This is a genomic window from Gordonia amicalis (genome assembly GCF_022059885.1).
Lineage (GTDB): Bacteria > Actinomycetota > Actinomycetes > Mycobacteriales > Mycobacteriaceae > Gordonia > Gordonia amicalis.
Genome location: NZ_CP091855.1, coordinates 3,048,082 through 3,064,969 on the forward strand (window position 1 = coordinate 3,048,082; position 16,888 = coordinate 3,064,969).

The 16,888-nt window shown below is 65.6% G+C and carries 21 protein-coding genes; 10 read left to right on the forward strand and 11 right to left on the reverse strand.

All coding sequences use genetic code 11. The features are described from left to right. Positions 1-270 precede the first annotated feature (270 nt). Positions 271-1,647, forward strand: coding sequence for an NAD-dependent succinate-semialdehyde dehydrogenase (locus IHQ52_RS13950; RefSeq protein WP_024497530.1), 1,377 nt, complete (start codon positions 271-273; stop codon positions 1,645-1,647). Positions 1,648-1,667: 20 nt separating this feature from the next. Here the strand turns inward: IHQ52_RS13950 and IHQ52_RS13955 are convergent, their stop codons facing one another. Beyond that, positions 1,668-2,141: a winged helix-turn-helix transcriptional regulator gene (locus IHQ52_RS13955; protein WP_024497531.1), complete on the reverse strand. Its 474-nt coding sequence runs from the start codon at positions 2,139-2,141 to the stop codon at positions 1,668-1,670. Positions 2,142-2,265: 124 nt separating this feature from the next. Between IHQ52_RS13955 and IHQ52_RS13960 the strand changes: the two genes are divergently transcribed. Then, positions 2,266-3,438: an acetyl-CoA C-acyltransferase gene (locus tag IHQ52_RS13960; RefSeq protein ID WP_024497532.1), complete on the forward strand. Its 1,173-nt coding sequence runs from the start codon at positions 2,266-2,268 to the stop codon at positions 3,436-3,438. 22 nt (positions 3,439-3,460) lie between these two features. Here the strand turns inward: IHQ52_RS13960 and IHQ52_RS13965 are convergent, their stop codons facing one another. Both IHQ52_RS13965 and IHQ52_RS13970 read right to left on the reverse strand, forming a co-directional pair. After that, positions 3,461-4,207, reverse strand: a complete 747-nt coding sequence (locus tag IHQ52_RS13965) for an MBL fold metallo-hydrolase (protein WP_024497533.1) — start codon at positions 4,205-4,207, stop codon at positions 3,461-3,463. Between the two features lie 40 nt (positions 4,208-4,247). Next, positions 4,248-4,397, reverse strand: coding sequence for a hypothetical protein (locus tag IHQ52_RS13970; protein ID WP_232512989.1), 150 nt, complete (start codon positions 4,395-4,397; stop codon positions 4,248-4,250). A 310-nt stretch (positions 4,398-4,707) separates the two neighbouring features. Here IHQ52_RS13970 and IHQ52_RS13975 point away from each other — a divergent pair, with 310 nt between their 5' ends. Together IHQ52_RS13975 and IHQ52_RS13980 are read left to right on the forward strand one after the other, a co-directional pair. Further along, a complete protein-coding gene (locus IHQ52_RS13975; RefSeq protein WP_024497534.1) occupies positions 4,708-5,571 on the forward strand; it encodes a sulfurtransferase in 864 nt (287 codons plus the stop codon). A 221-nt stretch (positions 5,572-5,792) separates the two neighbouring features. Further along, a complete protein-coding gene (locus tag IHQ52_RS13980; RefSeq protein ID WP_024497535.1) occupies positions 5,793-6,284 on the forward strand; it encodes a GyrI-like domain-containing protein in 492 nt (163 codons plus the stop codon). Here IHQ52_RS13980 and IHQ52_RS13985 read toward each other — a convergent pair. The 3 genes from IHQ52_RS13985 to IHQ52_RS23780 all read right to left on the reverse strand — a co-directional run bounded on the left by IHQ52_RS13985 (position 6,182) and on the right by IHQ52_RS23780 (position 7,804). Continuing rightward, positions 6,182-7,111: a cytochrome c oxidase assembly protein gene (locus IHQ52_RS13985; protein ID WP_024497536.1), complete on the reverse strand. Its 930-nt coding sequence runs from the start codon at positions 7,109-7,111 to the stop codon at positions 6,182-6,184. The two genes, IHQ52_RS13980 and IHQ52_RS13985, sit on opposite strands and share 103 nt — an antisense overlap. Beyond that, complete coding sequence (locus IHQ52_RS13990) at positions 7,108-7,647, reverse strand: DUF2243 domain-containing protein (RefSeq protein WP_191834944.1); 540 nt, start codon at positions 7,645-7,647, stop codon at positions 7,108-7,110. Before IHQ52_RS13990 ends, IHQ52_RS13985 begins: the two co-directional genes overlap by 4 nt. Before the next feature lie 70 nt (positions 7,648-7,717). After that, entirely contained in the window at positions 7,718-7,804 is an 87-nt protein-coding gene (locus tag IHQ52_RS23780) for a hypothetical protein (protein ID WP_232513130.1), read from the reverse strand. On the opposite strand from IHQ52_RS23780, the gene IHQ52_RS13995 reads away from it, so the two are divergent. Further along, positions 7,779-8,297 (forward strand): hypothetical protein, encoded by a 519-nt coding sequence (locus IHQ52_RS13995; RefSeq protein ID WP_232513161.1) that lies wholly within the window; start codon positions 7,779-7,781, stop codon positions 8,295-8,297. The genes IHQ52_RS23780 and IHQ52_RS13995 overlap by 26 nt on opposite strands. Before the next feature lie 248 nt (positions 8,298-8,545). On the opposite strand, the gene IHQ52_RS14000 is transcribed toward IHQ52_RS13995, so the two are convergent. Beyond that, complete coding sequence (locus IHQ52_RS14000) at positions 8,546-9,424, reverse strand: alpha/beta hydrolase (RefSeq protein WP_232512988.1); 879 nt, start codon at positions 9,422-9,424, stop codon at positions 8,546-8,548. Positions 9,425-9,705: 281 nt separating this feature from the next. Here IHQ52_RS14000 and arr point away from each other — a divergent pair, with 281 nt between their 5' ends. Further along, positions 9,706-10,134, forward strand: coding sequence for an NAD(+)--rifampin ADP-ribosyltransferase (arr, locus tag IHQ52_RS14005; RefSeq protein ID WP_024497540.1), 429 nt, complete (start codon positions 9,706-9,708; stop codon positions 10,132-10,134). Between the two features lie 23 nt (positions 10,135-10,157). Here arr and IHQ52_RS14010 read toward each other — a convergent pair whose 3' ends face one another. The 3 genes from IHQ52_RS14010 to IHQ52_RS14020 all read right to left on the reverse strand — a co-directional run bounded on the left by IHQ52_RS14010 (position 10,158) and on the right by IHQ52_RS14020 (position 13,128). Then, on the reverse strand, positions 10,158-11,660 hold the full coding sequence (locus IHQ52_RS14010) for an APC family permease (RefSeq protein ID WP_024497541.1): 1,503 nt from the start codon (positions 11,658-11,660) through the stop codon (positions 10,158-10,160). A gap of 131 nt (positions 11,661-11,791) precedes the next feature. Continuing rightward, positions 11,792-12,454, reverse strand: a complete 663-nt coding sequence (locus IHQ52_RS14015; RefSeq protein WP_024497542.1) for an enoyl-CoA hydratase/isomerase family protein — start codon at positions 12,452-12,454, stop codon at positions 11,792-11,794. A gap of 11 nt (positions 12,455-12,465) precedes the next feature. Next, positions 12,466-13,128 (reverse strand): helix-turn-helix domain-containing protein, encoded by a 663-nt coding sequence (locus IHQ52_RS14020; RefSeq protein ID WP_024497543.1) that lies wholly within the window; start codon positions 13,126-13,128, stop codon positions 12,466-12,468. Between the two features lie 121 nt (positions 13,129-13,249). On the opposite strand from IHQ52_RS14020, the gene IHQ52_RS14025 reads away from it, so the two are divergent. The 4 genes from IHQ52_RS14025 (at position 13,250) to IHQ52_RS14040 (ending at position 15,366) form a co-directional block, all read left to right on the forward strand. Then, positions 13,250-13,882, forward strand: a complete 633-nt coding sequence (locus IHQ52_RS14025) for an LGFP repeat-containing protein (protein WP_024497544.1) — start codon at positions 13,250-13,252, stop codon at positions 13,880-13,882. 22 nt (positions 13,883-13,904) lie between these two features. Beyond that, positions 13,905-14,507 (forward strand): AMIN-like domain-containing (lipo)protein, encoded by a 603-nt coding sequence (locus IHQ52_RS14030; protein WP_024497545.1) that lies wholly within the window; start codon positions 13,905-13,907, stop codon positions 14,505-14,507. A 113-nt stretch (positions 14,508-14,620) separates the two neighbouring features. Then, positions 14,621-15,073, forward strand: a complete 453-nt coding sequence (locus IHQ52_RS14035) for a nitroreductase/quinone reductase family protein (RefSeq protein WP_024497546.1) — start codon at positions 14,621-14,623, stop codon at positions 15,071-15,073. Positions 15,074-15,174: 101 nt separating this feature from the next. Continuing rightward, the gene (locus IHQ52_RS14040; protein WP_024497547.1) at positions 15,175-15,366 is read left to right on the forward strand and encodes a hypothetical protein; all 192 of its coding nucleotides are present in this window, start codon (positions 15,175-15,177) and stop codon (positions 15,364-15,366) included. A 54-nt stretch (positions 15,367-15,420) separates the two neighbouring features. On the opposite strand, the gene IHQ52_RS14045 is transcribed toward IHQ52_RS14040, so the two are convergent. Further along, entirely contained in the window at positions 15,421-16,752 is a 1,332-nt protein-coding gene (locus IHQ52_RS14045; RefSeq protein WP_024497548.1) for an oxygenase MpaB family protein, read from the reverse strand. Positions 16,753-16,888: the final 136 nt, after the last annotated feature.

Here is a 16,888-nt window from a genome sequence, read left to right on the forward strand (position 1 = left end):
TGCCCCCCGCTCCGCGCCGGCGATGACTTGCTCAATGATGGCGTAGTCGCGGCCGAACCGCCGAGGTATCGGACCGGTCTCGGCGCGTCGCTGCAGGGTGGTTCGCAGATTTTCGACCGAACGGACGAGTCAGTCTGGCGGGAGTGGGCTCCTGGCTCGTGTTTGCGCAGAGGTCGCGCGGGTACCCGACCGAGAGGCTGGCCGTGCCCCATCGAGTGGGTTCATCAACGCAGCCGATCAGAACCACCGACATCGGAAGGACGGCTCTCTGTGAGCACCTATGTCACCGCGAATCCCACCACAGGAGGGACCGAGCAGGAGTTTCCCGGACTCGCCGACAACGAGATCGACGGGCTCGCGGCGCGGTCCCTCGAGGCGTTCGACAGCTGGCGGCGCACCGAGGTGGCGGAGCGTGCCGACATCCTGTCCCGGACTGCGGACCTCTACGAGAAGCGTGCGGAGGAACTGGCTTCGGCGATCACGACCGAGATGGGCAAGCCGGCGAAGGAGGCGGCCGGCGAGGTCCAACTCGCCGCCGACATCTACCGGTGGTATGCCGAGCACGGTCCGGATCTGCTGGTCAGCGAGGAACTCGATCCACAGGGTGCGCAGTCCTCGATCGTGCAGACGGCGCCGATCGGACCGCTCGTCGGGGTCATGCCGTGGAACTACCCCTACTACCAGGTGGCACGGTTCGCCGCGCCGAACCTGCTGGCCGGTAACACGATCATCCTCAAGCACGCGTCCATCTGCGCGGCATCATCGGCGCTGATGGCCGAGATCGTGCACGACGCCGGGGTGCCGCCGGATGTCTACGCGAATGTGTACGCCAGCAGCGAGCAGGTCGCCCAGCTGCTGGCGAATCCGGCCATCCGTGGGGTCTCGTTGACCGGCAGCGAGGGCGCCGGCGCGGCTGTGGCCAAGGTCGCCGCCGAGAACCTCAAGAAGTCGGTCCTGGAGCTGGGCGGTTCGGACCCGTTCATCCTCCTCGACTCCGCAGACCTGGACCGCACCACCACGATCGCCGCTCGGGCGCGGCTGTCCAACGCCGGGCAGGCCTGCAACTCGCCCAAGCGCTTCATCGTCACCGACGAGCTCTACGACGATTTCGTGCGCGGGCTGGTCGAGAAGTTCGAGGCCACGGAGGTGGGGGACCCGGCTGATTCGTCGACCCGGATGGGGCCGCTGTCATCGATCTCCGCGCGAGACACCGTCGCCGAACAGGTCAAGACCGCTGTCGACCAAGGAGCAACGCTGCGGACCGGGGGCTCTCCGATCGACCGCGACGGTGCCTTCTTCCAGCCGACCGTGCTGACCGACATCACCCCGGACATGGACGCCTACTCCGAGGAGATCTTCGGGCCGGTGGCCATGGTCTACAAGGTGTCCTCGGCGGATGAGGCCGTCGATCTGGCGAATGACGTGCAGTTCGGTCTCAGCGGTTCGGTGTGGAGCAACGACATCTCGAAGGCCGAGCAGGTCGCCGACCGACTCGAGGTGGGGATGGCCTACGTCAACGAACACGGCACCACGCTGCCGGGTCTGCCGTTCGGCGGGGTCAAGCGTTCCGGCTACGGCCGTGAACTGGGACGTTGGGGTCTGGGCGAATTCGTCAACACCAAGCTGCGTCGGACGGCTGCCGGGTAATACGGCGACGGGGGCCGGATTCAGCTCGACCGGCGGGTGACCCTCACCTCGACATCCTCGGGGCCGAGGGTCTCCTGCTCGCCGGTCACCACGCCGACCCGGATCGGGTTCCGGGACGTGTCGGTGACGGTGAGCGGCGGGCCATCGGGCTGGAGATGCTCGTTGCCCCACTGCATCAGCGACATCACGACCGGAAACAGATCGCGCCCCATGTCGGTGAGCAGGTATTCGTAACGGACCCGCTGGCCGGGCTCCTGATACGGGACCTTGGTGAAGATGCCGGCCTCGGTCAGCTCTTTCAGCCGGGCGGACGCGACCGCGTCGGTGATCCCCACGCGACGGGCGAACTGGTCGAACCGGGTCGCGCCGTAGAAGGCCTCGCGCAGGATGAGAATCGCCGACCGCGTGCCGACGAGTTCGACCGCTTTGGCGATCGAACAGTGCGTCGCCTCCCACCGGTCACGTTCCGCGAGCGGGCCCACCAGCTTCATCATCCGTCCATTCTAGCCTGACTTGACAAGACTATAGTCAGGGCGTAGACCTCTGACTATGGCAGGCAAAAGTCAGCCACGTTCGGACCGTCCGCGGACGGTCCAACCCACAGATGGAGGGGCAGTCATGGCAACGGCAGTCATCGTGGACGCGGTGCGCACACCGATCGGCAAGGGGAAGCCGTCGGGCGGCTTGCACGACGTTCACCCCGTCGACCTTCTCGCGCACAGTTTCCGGGCCATCGTCGACCGCACGGGGATCGATCCGGCCGAGATCGACGACGTGATCACCGGAGTCGTCAGCCAGGTCGGCGAGCAGAGCCTCAACCTCGCACGTCGTGCCCTGCTGGCTGCGGGCTACCCGGAGTCGGTGCCCGGCGTGTCGGTCGACCGTCAGTGTGGCAGCGGACAGCAGGCGATCGCGTTCGCCGCCCAGGGCGTCATCGCGGGGACCTACGACGCGGTCGTGGCCGCAGGAGTCGAATCGATGTCACGAGTACCCATGGGCTCGGCCGCGGTCGGCGCCTCGGACCTCAACGGCATCGCGTTCGACACGCGTTATCCCGACGGGCTGGTCGGGCAGGGCATCTCCGCCGAACTCATCGCCGCACGATGGAACATCTCTCGTGCCGAGATCGACGAATTCTCCCTGCGTTCTCACGAACTGGCGGCCCGGGCGACAAAGAACGGACTGTTCGACAACGAGCTCGCGCCCATCTCCGGTCTGACCGCCGACGAGGGAATCCGGCTGGGCAGCACCCTCGACGGACTGGCCGGCCTGCGGCCCGCCTACTACGACGAAGTGATCGCCCGGCGATTCCCGGAGATCGACTGGCGGATCACCGCGGCCAGTGCAAGCCAGATCAGCGACGGTTCGGCGGCCGTTCTCGTCATGAGTGAGGAGAAGGCCGCCGAACTCGGATTGCGTCCGCGCGCACGGATCCACACCATCGCGGTCGCCGGGGACGATCCGCTGCTGATGCTCACCGCGATCATCCCGGCAACCCGTAAGGTGCTCGCGCGCAGCGGGGTCGATCTCGCTGACATCGACCTGTTCGAGGTCAACGAGGCCTTCGCCCCGGTCGTCCTGGCCTGGTCCCGCGACCTCGGCGTCGACCTCGCCAAGGTGAACGTCAACGGCGGAGCCATCGCGCTCGGTCATCCGCTGGGTGCCAGTGGTGCACGCTTGACGACCACGGGACTGAACGCGCTGGAACAGCGTGGTGGACGTTATCTGCTGCAGACCATGTGTGAGGCAGGCGGTCTCGCCAACGCGACGATCTATGAACGCCTCGACTGATCCGTGGTGACGCCGCCCGCTGTCAACCGTCGGTGTGGCGTGCGCGCGCGACGGCCGCCGCCACACCGTGGTGCCACGGGACACCGTGCCCGGGTAGGACGGACTTCGCGCCGGTGGCGGCCAGCGCGTCGAGCGAGGCGCGGTTTCGCTCGAGGTCGGCGGTCGCCGAGCCGGCGATCATGCGGGGGCCCTGCGCGGCGGTGTAGGGGTCGAGGGTGACCAGTGCGTCACCGGCGATGACCGCGTCGCGGTCGGGGTAGTGCAGCGACACATGGCCGAAGGTGTGGCCCGGGGTCGGCACCACCTCGGCCGCTCCCGGGAGCACGGCGTCGTCGTCGAAGACGGACACATGCGCGGCGTCGATTCCCCGAACGGTGAATGCTCCGGCAAATGCCATGCGGCTCAGCAACTTCCACGATGGCGGGTTGCGCAGTGGGACCCCGAACCGGGTGGCGTTCTGATGCGCGTACCGGTAGGGATGGGCGGCGAGCCACGCATCGTCTCGGTGGACGTACACGGGGATGTGCAACTGCTTGGCCAGGCGTCGCGCGGTGCCCACATGATCGAAGTGTCCGTGGGTGATGATCAATGCCGACACCGCGTCGACGTCATGGCCCAGGTGGTGGACCGCCTCGACGAGCGGCCCGTAGGAGCGGGGCAGTCCGGCGTCGACGATCACGAGCCGGTCGTCGTCCTCGACGAGGTACTGGTTGGTGTACGCATGCTCGAGGCGATGGATTCCGGGTGCGACGTCGCGTTGGAAGACCATGACCCAGCGTAACCCCGCAGCCGGACGCTCGAACCCGCCTTCACCAGGGGAGTATGCCGTTCTCGTCCTGCAGCGTCCCGGTGGGTCCGTCGGGGCCGATCGTCGCCGGCCGAACGACGGTGCGTGCACTGTCCGCCACGGGACGCCCGCCGGTCATCCCGGCCCAGAACGATCCCATACTGCTCGACACGGTGTGCCGCCACCGATGGTCGTGGTCTCAGTCATGGGCGTCTGGTCTCCGCTCTTCGGCGACGCGATGCGATGTCGACGGAGTGCGCGGTCGGCGACTGCGCACCGATGTCGAGTGAACGGACCGGTATGACGTGGATCACGCAATCCGTGCGCGCGCCGAGGCCCACTGCGGTGTCAAGGGTTCGATCTCCGGTGATCGAAACGCCGAGATCCAGCGATCTGAATGCTGTGGAGTGTGTCTTTGCCGCATACGATCTGGGCTGCTCTGCAGTCGCAGGACAAGACAACTCAGAAGGATTGCCGAACCGATGACGACCCACCCTCTCCTCGTCGACGCCGCATGGCTCACCGAGCACCTCAACGATGAGAACGTGCGGGTTCTCGACGCGACGGCCGAGCGCGGACACCCCGATGGCTCCGGCCGTCCCGTGCCCTCTCTCGGCCCGGCTTTGTACGCGCGAGCGCATATCCCCGGTGCGGTGCACGCCGATCTGGATCGGGACCTCGCAGACCCGGATGCGGCGGTGCCGTTCATGGCCCTCGACAGCGAGACCTTCGCCGAACGCCTCGGCGCATTGGGCGTCGGTCCGGATTCCCACGTCGTGATCTATGACCAGGGAGGCAACATCTGGTCGTCACGTCTCTGGTGGAATCTTCATCTCGAAGGATTCGACAGCGTCTCCATCCTCGACGGAGGGTTGCCCGCCTGGCAGCTCGCTGGGCAACCCACCCGACCAGGGGTCGAGTCCTATCCCGTGGCCACTTTCAAGGCGTCGCGACGACACGAGCTGTACGCCGACAAGGAGACAGTGCTCCGAGCCATCGACGACGACGGTGTTCTCCTGGTCAATTCGCTCGATCCCGCGACCTTCCGCGGAGAGACCGACACCTACGGTCGGCCCGGTCGCATCCCCGGAAGTGTCAACCTTCCGTATCCCGATCTCATCGACGCGACAGGACTGCTCCGGCCGCTCGACGAGGTGCGCGCCGACTACGAGAAGATCGGCGCACTGGATTCCGGCAAGAAGGTCATCACCTACTGCGGCGGGGGCCTCGCCGCGAGTTTGCTCGCCTTCGAGCTCGCCATCCTGGGCCGCGACGACGTCGCGGTCTACGACGCGTCGATGTACGAATGGGGTGCAGACGAGTCGTTGCCGCTCGAAGTCGACTAGATAGCCGAGAGCCTCCACGGCCCGACGGCCGGCGTCAGGTGGACGGCGCGCGAGTTGCCCTGGCGGAGAACGGCGGCGGGTTCCACGCCGATGAGGAAGCGGCGTGTGCCATCGCCATCCGGCGGAAGCCGACCTCGGCGCGGTCGCGACGGACCGAACGAATCCCGAACAGTTGACCAATGGCCCTGTGACCGGTTGCTCCGCAGAGCGATCCTGTGAGAATGCAGGACTATGAGGTACATGAGGAGTCCCGGATAGCCCAGGTGACAGCAGTCGTCAGGTCCACGCTCGCAGTCGAGGAGATCGGGCCGTGGCTGAAGAAGAGCTACGGGGACATCGATCGCGTGCTGTCGGAACGTCAGGCAGGTCCCACCGGGCCGCCCTTCGCTCGCTATCGCATGCTCGGGGGTGGCCGATTCGAGATCGAGGCAGGGTTTCCCACGACGTCGCCGATCGATCCGGTCGGCGACGTCGGGCCCTCTGAGCTACCGGGCGGGCAGGTCGCCGTCACCGTCCACGTCGGGCCCTACGACGCGATGGAGCCGGCGTACAAGGCGCTCGAGACGTGGGTGAACGAACACGGCGGCAAGGTCGGCGATCCCTGGGAGGTCTACTTCAGCGATCCCTCCACCGACCCGGCGGGTTGGCGAACCGAGATCGTCCAGCCCTTTCGACCCGCCGAACCGGAGTTGCCGGCCGGCGACGGTCGGTGAGGCCGGAGGTCGGTTGCGCGCCGCGGCGACGACTTCGGGTGGTTTCGTGCCCTCGAGCGAGCGCCGAATCCGCGGTGGTCCGGACGCCAGGTGAGCAGAAGTGCCAGGGCCAACAGGATCTCGGCGATGTCACCCCAGTAGTACATGAGGGATCCACCGGCCCGAAGTTCGTCGGGCGGTGCATCGACCGCGACGAACAATCCGGCGTACAGCAGCTGGGCGATGACGGCGTGGCCGAGGATGGCGAGGCCGAGGACCACCAGACGCATGCGGACCGACGGACGGTCAGGTCCGGGGTCCGGACCGGCGATCATCCACGCGAACAGATAGCCGGCCACGAAGAAGTGGGCGTGAACGACCATGTGGAGGGCTCCGTGGCGTTCGGTGAGCGTGAACAGCGGGGTGAAGTAGAGTGCCGCGAGGCCGCCCACCGTCGCGATGAAGAGTACCGCGGGATGAGTGGCGATCCGCGCGGGTCGCGAACGCAACAGATGCACAAGTGGTTTGGCCACCGAGGCCGGAGTGGTCCGCAGTGCCAGAGTCATCGGTGCGCCGAGAACGAGGGCCAGCGGTGCAAACATGCCCAGCAGCAGGTGGCCGAGCATGTGATCCTGGAACGAGTCGGATGTGCTCGGACGCAGTGCCATACCCAGGATGACCAGTCCGACGATGAAACTCGCGGTGCGCCAGTGGTTCCATCCGCGCGGCTGTCGATGACATCGCTGGGCGGCGATGAGGTAGACGATCGCCGGCAGAGCTAGTGCACCGATCGCCGGCAGGACACCGGCGGAGATGACACCGGAACCCGCTTCATGAGCAGTGTTCACGACGTCGGGTTGCGCTGCTCTGTCCGCGGGGGCGCCGTGAGTGGTGTTGCGGTCCGCTGTAGGGCCCATCCGATGGCTACGAGGACTGCACCGAAGATCAGAAAGCCGATGTCCCAGAGGGTTTGGTGGTCACCGCTCCGGACATGGTGGATTGCCAGGATGTGGTGATCGATGATTCCTTCGACGAGGTTGAACAGTCCCCATCCGACCAGGACCCAGCCCCACAGTGATCGTGAAGTCCACAACCGCTGTCGTGCACGGGTGACACGCGAATACAGCAGGGCCAAGCCGATCAGCACGGCCAGCCAGGTGAAAGTGTGGAACAGTCCGTCCCAGAGCGTGTTGATCTCCAGTCCGTGGACCGTATCGGCAGGGTAGTAGGCGACGCCGACGCGGTCGTCGTCGGTGCTCGTCAGCATGTGATGCCACTGCAATATCTGGTGGAGCAGGATGCCGTCGACGAATCCACCGAGACCGATGCCGAGGACGACTCCCGGCAGAGCGAGCGAGGTACTCGTGTCGTGGTGTGTGTTCACCGGTGAGTTGCTACGCACCCGACGGGCGTACCCGGGACGTCGGAGAGTCCAAACATCAGCCGTGTAGACACTACGCGCCCCGGGAGAGGATCTCGGCGCCTCGGTGCGCGAGCATCATCGTCGGCGCGTTCGTGTGCCCCGACGGCAGAGTCGGCATCACGGAAGTGTCGACGACGCGCAGACTGGAAGCGGGAGAGCTCGACGAGGTGACGCGCTGGGCGGAAGTGATCATCGATCTTGCTGCCGGTGATCCGGCCAAAGGCGTAGGTTTCGGACTCGGATCGCCGTTGGCGACCGCGACTGCCTTCCGAGGTCTGGTCGGGTGGGTCAAGGGCCGTTCAGGTTGGCGACAAGACCTCGATGTTGCCATCGAGTTGGCGCGTGACAACAATCCCCAGCATTTCGCCCTCGTTTTCGTCTGGACCGTTGCAGCGGCGATACAGTTCGTAGTTCTTCGCGCCGATGATCGTGCCCTCCACATCGGTGAAGAGGTGCTGCGGACATCGGAGCGGGTTGCCGATGACAACGCCTTGATGTTCGCGGAGTATGCGGTGGGGATCGTCCTCTTGTGGCTACGCGATGCCGGCTTCCGGGATTCTGGCGGAGGTTCTGGTGGACCGCGGGGACGAAGTCGACCTCGTCGAGGCTAAGAGGTCGCTCGACCGATTACTGGGCGTTCCGAACACCGGCGACTGGATGACAGCGCGGGCAACAGCGGCACACGTGCGCGCCCTGTTGGCCCGAGCGCGCGCTGACCCCTCCTATCCGGACCTCGTTGAGCAGTATCGTTCCCTGTCAGAGCGCTTCGGATTCGAAGGCCACATCGATTCGGCTGCAACGATGTAGCGCGGACACCGGCAGGAATCGACTACACCGTGGATCGGTCACGAGCGTCTGGTCACTCGTCTCGCAACTTCTCGAGTTCTGCTCTGGCCACGGCGGTCAGTCGCTCGATGATCTGCTGGTAGGCGGGGGACTGGCGATGCACCAGCGAGGTGTGTGTTTCGCCGTCGACCAGGTGCAGTTCCGCGGTGCCGCCCGCCGCTCGGACGGCGGCGGTGTAGTGCCGCGAGTTGTCCGGATTCACGTCGTCGTCGGCGAGACCGTGGAAGAGGATCACCGGCAGTTGTGGGTCGAGGTTCTGGATCGGGTCCACCGAGGCATAGCGACCAGGCACCTGTTCCGGTGTGCCGCCGAGGATCTGCTTGATGACCCGGCCGTTGCCGTGGTTCACGGCATAGCGCATGTCCAAGGGACCTGAGATGGACACCACCCGGGACGGGACAAACGCTGGGCGAGAGCCCACTTCGTCATCCTCGAGCCGGTGTCGGGTGCCGACCCAGACCGCCAATTGTGCACCGGCACTGTGGCCTATCACCAGCTCGTCGTCGATGCTGAGCTGCGGATGGGTCTCGGCCATCGTGGGCACGTGGTCGAGTGCTCGGGCCACGTCGTGGAAGGTCGTCGGCCAGCCGCCACCGGTGCCGACCCGGCGATACTCGACGTTGTAGACGGCCAGTCCGCGGCCGGCGAGGTCGCGGGCCATCTCGTCGAACTGCTCTGCGCCGGCGCGACTCTCCCAACCGCCGCCGTGAACGATGGTGACCAGCGGGACGGATCCGTCCTCGTGGTCCCCGGCAGGTAGGTACAGGTTTGCCCAGTTCTCGGCAGGGTCGGCGTCGGCGGGACCGAGGTACTCGATTCGCTCGATGTCGATTCCATCTGAGCTCTGGGGGACAGGTGGTGCTGCCGTGGGCGCGTGAGTTGTCGCGCTCACCGACGACGACTGTGGAGCCGGCTCATCGGACCCGGCGGAGCATCCGGCGGTCCCGATGACGACGAGAGCCACAGTGGCTGTTGAGATCAGATGACATACGCGCACGCCGAATTCAAACACGCCGGCGGTGATTTCGGGGTGGGGAATTGTGACCGGAGACGACGGACGCGTCTCTTTCCACTTTCAGAATAACGCCAGGAACGGGGCTTGCGGCAAGGCCCCGGCGAGCGTGCACAATTGCTCGGCAACTGTCACGGACGGAAGGATTCGCATTGGCGGAGATGGCAGATACACCCGAACGATTCACGGTGCACGAATCGGGCGTCTGGTTTCACGGCACCAAGGCCGACCTGAAGGTCGGGGACCACCTGGTGCCAGGTCACCGGTCGAACTACCGACCTGAACACACAGCGAACTACGTCTACATGACGAAAGTGCTCGACGGAGCGGTGCTTGCCGCCGAGATGGCGCAGGGGGACGGTCCGTGCCGGGTCTACGTCGTCGAGCCCGAAGGCCCGGTGGAAGATGACCCGAACGTCACCGACAAGAAGTTCCCGGGCAACCCGACGCACTCGTTTCGCAGCGACCGGCCCGTCCGGGTCGTCGGGGAGATGACCGACTGGACACCCCATTCGCCCGAGTTCCTGCAACGATTTCGCGAGGGGTTGGAGGTGCTGCGCCGGGAAGGTCGTGACGTTGTCTACGACTAGTCCACGGCGGCCGGTCCGGCTGATCAGACGCCGGCGTCCTGCGGGTCCGGGTCGGTGCGACGGTCGGTGTCGGAGAACACGTCCTGTCCGGGCTCGCTGTCGAGGACCTCTCGCCGGAACACCAGCAGGAAACCGAAATAGAGTCCACCGACGAGGATCAACCCGCCGACGATGATCATGGGGACGGTCGCGTCGATGGGGGAGAGCAGGATGACGACGGCGCAGACCGACCACACCAGCGCGGCGACGGCCACCGGCAACTCGAACCGGCCGAGGTCGAAGGCGCCGCGCTTACGGTCCAGGCGTTTACGGACGGCCAGATACAGAATGACGACGAGTCCGTAGGTGATCGCGGGGAAAAGAGTGCCCGCGGTGATGAGTTCGATCAGCGCGTCGCCCGGCAGCACGATCATCACGACGATCCCGATCACCAGCGGGAGCACGGTGGCCGCGATCGGGGTCTGGGATCGCTTGTTGACCCGTCGCATGAGCTGATGCGCCGGGAACCGCCCGTCGCGCGCCATCGCGAACACCATGCGCGCGCATGACGTCATCGACACCAGTCCGCCGTCGAAGAAGGCGATCGCGATCACCACCAACAGGATTCGCTCCATCGGTGCCCCGAACTGGTCTCGCATGATGGTCGCCACCGGCGACTCCGAGGCGGTCACCTTGTCGATGTCGTCGATCGCCACTGTCAGCCCGATGAGGAACAGCATCCCCAGGATGCCGGCCGCTGCGACCGAACCGACGATGGCCCGGGGCACGGTCCGGTGCGGATCCTTGGCTTCCTCGGCCATGTTGGCTGCCGAGTCGAAACCCACCAGAGTTGCCAGTCCGACGATCATCACCGCCATCAATCCGCCGCCGAAGGCGAAGTAATCAGCTGAATCCGATGCGACGCCGCGCGATCCGAGATTGCCGGCCGAACCGTCCCCGGTCACCGCGACCGCCACCAACAGGGCGATCACGAGTACCACCACGATCGTGACCTCGACGCCCACTGCCAGCGAGTTGATCAGCCCGACGAGTCGAGTCGATGCGATCGCCAGCGTCGCCTGAACCAGCAGGATCACGACGGTGAGGACGCGGGCGGTGTGCTCGTCGGGAGAGATGTTGAACAGCGGCATCAAGCACTGGCTGGCCATCGCGAAGTCGATCGCCATCAGTCCGACGATGAGGTAACAGAAGGTCAGCCAACCGAAGATCCAACCCACGCGTGGGTTGGCGAGTCGGGACGCCCACTGGTACGACGATCCGCTGAGCGGGATGCGGGCGGCGAACTGGGCGATCACCAATGCCACCAGCATCTGTCCCGCCAGCGCGATCAGCCAGGTCCAGATGCCCACTGGGCCCGCATTGTTCAGCAACATGCCGTAGGTGCCGAAGATGCCGACCGCGACCGAGATGAACGCGAAGGACACGGCGAACACCTGGAATGAGCCGAGGGTCCGTTTCAGCTCCGGTGTGTAGCCGAACTCGACGGACACCTCGTTCGTATCGTCCTGGGATGTCTGGTCGCTCATCTGGCCTCCGCCGCTCAGGTCGGAACCAAAGCTAGACGGCGTTCTTCAAAATCGACGCAAAACGCGCGAAACGTCCCCCGACTGACCTACGCGTCCACAGGACGCTGTGAGGCACAGGAAGTCCGCTGGGGTCAGCGGGTACGGCCTTGGCGCAGTGCTTCGGTGACGGAACGGAACATGGTGGACTTGATCGCACCGAGGGTGCTCGAGTCCTTGCCGACGAGCGGCTTGAGTCGATCGAGCGCGCCGGAGACGATGTCGTTCTCATCGGCGACGGCGTCGACGAGACCGGCTGCGACAGCTTCCGGTCCGGCATACCGGTGTCCGGTGGTCATGGCGGTGACTGCGGTCTGTGGTGTCACCTTGGCCTGGATGAGGGCGGCCATGCCCGCCGTGAACGGAATGTTGATGTCGATCTCGGGGAAGCAGTAGTAGCCGCGGTCCTCGCGCATCAGCCGATAGTCGTGAGCGAGTGCGAACATCGCCCCTGCGCCGAACGCGTGACCGTTCACACCGGCGACCGTCGGCAGCGGGAAGGTCAGGATCCGGACGAAGAGTTCCTGCACCTGTTCGACATACGCGTCAGCCTTGTCGCCGTTGGCGAGAAGCCACTCGAGATCGAGTCCGTTGGAATAGAACTTGCCCGAGCCGACGGTGACCAGGCCGCGGGCTGCGGACTCGGCTCTGTCGAGGTGTTCGTCGATGGACTCGAGAACCGCAGGGGAGAAGCGGTTCTCGTCCTCACCGAGAGTGAGCACGGCGATGTCGTCATGAAAGTCGAGGGTTGTAGCCATCGGAGGTTTTCCTATCTGTCGAGAGACGTTGAGGCAGTTGACGATGAGTCGGATCCGGGAGGATCGAGTGTCAGCACGGCACGGACGGCGGTTGCGAGGCGCTCGCGCACGGCCGCATCCGCCGTGCGTCGACCGCGAAGAAGAAGCGCGGTCGGGAGTTCGACCACGCAATCCCTGATGATCTCCACCGTCTGGCGGTCGGTTCGTCCCCAGACCGCTTGCGACAGCTTCACGAACAGGTCGACGAGGTCCTGGTCGAGGTTGCGGAGTTCATCGGCCAGGTCGTCGGGTAGTTCACCCGACCCGAGGAGTTCGTGGCGGTTCACCGTGAGCAGGAACCGCCCGGACGTCGGGTGGTCGAGCGTGAAGCGGGCCGGCGCGTCAGCCGCTGCGACCACGGCTTCCACCGCGGTGGTATGACCATGACCCTCGCCGCCGGCCAGGATGGCATCCACCGCAGCGCCTTGCGTACCCAGGAAGCGCCGCGCAGCGCGAAGCCACACCCGCCCGACGAGCCCCGCGCGGGACCCGAACGCGTGATAGATCGCGCCGTTGGAGACCGACGTCAGATCTGAGAGGGCCCGCACCGTCACTGCTGCAGCGCCGGATTCGACCGCCAGCGTTTCGGCAGCATCGAGCAACCGCTCGAGATCGTGCGTTCTGGGCCGCGGCATGGCACGACGATAACAGAGCGCATGCTCTGTTATCGTCGTGCCCTCCCGCAACCGACAGGTTAGGGACGGGCGTTGTGAGCTGACCTAACGATATGCGCGGTGTGTCCGTATGATCACGCGCATGCCCGGTCTTTCCTCTTCCCTTCAGTACACCTCCCGTGTCAGCCGATCAGCCGCCGGTCGCACCCGGCCTCGGTTCGCGTCGCTGGGCCTGGCGATCCTGGCGACTGTGATGTCCCTCGTCGTTCTGGCGCCGAGCGCGCAGGCCGATCGGGTGATCAACGGAATCCTGGTCGGAGGGAAGATCGAAGAGGCCTACGCACAGAGTGGCGGGTTCTGGAAGTGGGGTGTACCGACCGGGCCCGAACGTGCTTCTGCCAAGCGCGGCCGCTACCAGACGTTCGCTCGCGACGCGTCGTTCTATTGGCATCCTGCGGTCGACGGCGGCACGGCACACCAGGTCGGCGGCGCCATCCGGACCCGCTGGCAGAAGGTCGGAGCCGAGCGCGGTGCGCTCGGATTCCCCGTCACCAACGAGTACAAGTCGGGAAGCGGGCGGAGCAACGACTTCCAGGGGGGTGTCGTGACGTGGTCCAAGGCCGGCGGCGCCCAGATCGTGTGGGGTGGAATCCTGCAGAAGTGGCGTGCACACGGCGGCGCAAAGGGCTACTACGGCGTCCCCCTCGGCGGCGAATATCGCAGCGGTGGTCGTTTCGCCCAGGACTTCCTGAATGGCACCATCTTCTGGCCCTGATCCGCCGGTACGCTGGTCGCTCATGATCCGGATATGGTCCTCGGTCGTCGCGACCATCGTTGCTTTGGTGGTGGCGGGTTGCTCGACGACGGACGGTGAAGGCGGCGTCGCGGCGACTGTCACCGAGACGGTGACGTCAACGCCTCCGATGGAGACGAGTCCGGCGAACTCCGAGATCACCACTGAGGGTGGGGATGCCGGTCCGAAGAGCGCGCCCGCGAGTGAGGGTGCGCGACTCACCGTTACCGATATCCGTATCGGGACGCACGACGGATTCGATCGAGTCGTCTACGAGCTCGGTGGTACGGGTCTGCCTGGCTGGCGGGTGTCCTACGTCGACGAGGCTGTCCAGGACGGCAGTGGATTCCCGGTCGACGTCGCGGGCAACGCGATCCTGGAAGTTCGGATCACGGGGTCGGCGTACCCGTTCGACAGCGGCGTCGAACCCTATGACGGTCCTGATCCGGTTCGCGCGCAACCCGGCGGCTCGGTGGTGGAGGTGCGGAGCGCGCTCGTATTCGAAGGTGTCACACAGTCTTTCATCGGCGTATCCGAACCCGCGAGGCCGTTCAGCGTCGACGTGCTGACCAATCCGACGCGACTGGTGATCGACGTACAACGCTGATCGTGCCGCTGGTGGTGTGGGCGAACCCGTCGCCGGGAGCGGAGCGAGATAAGGCGGTTTACGCGGGATGAACCCGATACGGTGTACGAAGTAAGGTGTCGGAAGGATCGATCATGCCCACGTCACGGCGAACCCCCGCGCCCCGCTGGCTCAAGCCGATGAACAAAATGTTCCTGTTCATGCAGCGCTTCGGTGCGATGAAGGAGTTGCCGGTCCTGATCGTGACCGGCCGAAAGAGTCGAAAGACGCGGCGCACTCCGCTGACCGTGATCACTCTGGATGGAGAGCGTTACCTCCTCGAGGGATTTCCCGGCGCCGACTGGGCGCGCAACGTCCGCGCAGCCGATGGACTCGCGCAGTTGTCGATTCGCGGAGACGTGACCGACGTCCGACTTACCGAGTTGCCCGCGGACCAGGCGGTTCCGGTGCTCCGTGCCTGGCCCGAGCTTGCGGGCAGCGACGGCCCGAAAATGATGAAGGACGCCGGCGTGGTCACCGATGTCACGCCGGACGCCTTCGCTGCTGTCGCCGGACGATGTGGAGTGTTCCGGATCGATCCTCGGTGACTCATTCCCGACGGCTCCGACCGCGGCGATGTTTACCCGCCGAGCCGGATGGTTATGTAACCCTCGCGCTTCACGTGTCGGAAGAACGAAAGGTATGAGACATGGCCGGACTCATCGTGGGACTGTTCGCCCCCATTGGCCTGACCGTGTTCACCCTCGGCATGGACGTCGTCCAACGCCGGATGGAAACGCCTGGTCGCGGGAAGAGCCGTGCACTCCGAGTGATCCGAGGCGCGGTCGTCCCGGCGGCCTCCCTTACAGATGCGGCTCCACGGGCCAGGAAGCTCAACTGACTCGCCCGCGGCAGCGGGAGCACGAGCTGCCGTTCGACGCGCGTGTGGGCGTCGTCAGTGCGCGTATTCGCGGGAATCGGTTGTGTACGCCGGGATTCCGTAATCGTCGAGGCGTCGTTTCACCAAGGCGGTGATGTACTGATCGGCGACATCCTGTAGCACGGGGACCTTGCCCGCGATGCGGACGGCGGCGAACCGACCGGTCAGCAAGGGCGCTGTCACGGCGGCGCGGGCAAAGTCGTTGACCGAGAGGTCGACGCCCATGTCGGCTGCCTTCTTCAGATTGCCCTCGCAGAAGGCGGCAGCGAATGCCAGTTTGCTGTAACTCTTTTCGACGGCATCGGCGGCGCGGTCGAAGGTGCTCCCGGACGGGCGCAGGTAGGCATTCATCGTGGACGTGACGAGTTTGCGGCATTCGTCGTCGTAGCCGTGTCGCAGCGTCGCGGCGCGCGCGTTGAACAGATCGACGATCTCCCGCGGAGATCCGGGTAGCAGTTCTTCAGGAAGTCCGAGCAGGTAGCCGCGGTAGCGGTGGAACTCGACCATCGCCCGCTCGTCGTAGGGGAGTTCGCGGTTGGCCCGCACTGCCTTGTCCGCCTTCTGGTATGGACCGATCATTCCGGCCGGGAACTGATCGATCTGCGGGACCGGCAACCCGTAGATCCTGGTGTCCCAGGTCCGCTTCTTGCTGTTGTGGCCGCGGCCGGTTCGTTGCAGGGCGTTGAACCGGACCATCGAGTGCATGAGTCGCACCATGACGGTGGCTTCGAAGCCCGCGCTGAAGCGTTCGAGACCGCCGGGTAGTGCCGTCACCGCAAAGTAGGCCGTGGTCTCGTTGACACGATGCGCGGCACGGGTGCCCGACAGTGCTCCGGTGATCGTCATCGGCAGTGCCGCATAGCTGTTGGTGAACGTCGCGAGGAACGCGCCCCGAGTCATGAAGGGGGAGACGAGCGCGGCATACAGGCGCGAGTACGTGGCGCCGTCCTCGACGAGATCGAAGTTGATCCAATCGGGTTTCTCCTGCATCACCGCGATGAGCTCGGCGATCTCGGGTGGAGCCTCGGGGACGTTCTCCGCGCCCTCGCGGCACACGCGGCGAACCAAGCTCACCAGCTCGGCGACCGGATACCGCGTGGCCAGTGCTGCCACTCGGTCCGCGGGGACGTCGGCCAGAAATGTCGAGGTGTGCACCAACTCCAGGAGGCGCGGATCGTTCAGGTACCTGGAGCGATCGCCCAACCGAGTCAGCAGGGCTGACTTCACACCCGGATCGGTGGTGAAACGCTCCGGGGTGACGGCGAAATCGAAATCGCCGTACAGCTCGGGTAACTCGTCGGCCTGCCGGGTGACGCGCTCCGCCAGTTCCGGGTAGTGATGCGCCATTCCGACCTCTCAGACACTGCCGACGATGTAGCTGCCAGTCATTGGATCAGGTGGAGCGTCGCCATATGGGCGGATCGGGACAATTCGGAGAATGTGTCTCACGGACAGGTGAATGTCCCGCGCCGGGTTGTGGTCG

Coding starts and splice junctions, on each gene's coding strand:
- IHQ52_RS14010 (WP_024497541.1), bottom strand. CDS start 11,660: ATGAGCGACCAGACATCCCAGGACGATACGAACGAGGTGTCCGTCGAG.
- IHQ52_RS13980 (WP_024497535.1), top strand. CDS start 5,793: ATGCAGGACTATGAGGTACATGAGGAGTCCCGGATAGCCCAGGTGACA.
- IHQ52_RS13960 (WP_024497532.1), top strand. CDS start 2,266: ATGGCAACGGCAGTCATCGTGGACGCGGTGCGCACACCGATCGGCAAG.
- IHQ52_RS14035 (WP_024497546.1), top strand. CDS start 14,621: ATGCCCACGTCACGGCGAACCCCCGCGCCCCGCTGGCTCAAGCCGATG.
- IHQ52_RS13955 (WP_024497531.1), bottom strand. CDS start 2,141: ATGATGAAGCTGGTGGGCCCGCTCGCGGAACGTGACCGGTGGGAGGCG.
- IHQ52_RS14045 (WP_024497548.1), bottom strand. CDS start 16,752: ATGGCGCATCACTACCCGGAACTGGCGGAGCGCGTCACCCGGCAGGCC.
- IHQ52_RS13975 (WP_024497534.1), top strand. CDS start 4,708: ATGACGACCCACCCTCTCCTCGTCGACGCCGCATGGCTCACCGAGCAC.
- IHQ52_RS14040 (WP_024497547.1), top strand. CDS start 15,175: ATGGCCGGACTCATCGTGGGACTGTTCGCCCCCATTGGCCTGACCGTG.
- IHQ52_RS14015 (WP_024497542.1), bottom strand. CDS start 12,454: ATGGCTACAACCCTCGACTTTCATGACGACATCGCCGTGCTCACTCTC.
- IHQ52_RS14030 (WP_024497545.1), top strand. CDS start 13,905: ATGATCCGGATATGGTCCTCGGTCGTCGCGACCATCGTTGCTTTGGTG.
- IHQ52_RS13965 (WP_024497533.1), bottom strand. CDS start 4,207: ATGGTCTTCCAACGCGACGTCGCACCCGGAATCCATCGCCTCGAGCAT.
- IHQ52_RS23780 (WP_232513130.1), bottom strand. CDS start 7,804: ATGCCGACTCTGCCGTCGGGGCACACGAACGCGCCGACGATGATGCTC.
- IHQ52_RS14025 (WP_024497544.1), top strand. CDS start 13,250: ATGCCCGGTCTTTCCTCTTCCCTTCAGTACACCTCCCGTGTCAGCCGA.
- arr (WP_024497540.1), top strand. CDS start 9,706: ATGGCAGATACACCCGAACGATTCACGGTGCACGAATCGGGCGTCTGG.
- IHQ52_RS14020 (WP_024497543.1), bottom strand. CDS start 13,128: ATGCCGCGGCCCAGAACGCACGATCTCGAGCGGTTGCTCGATGCTGCC.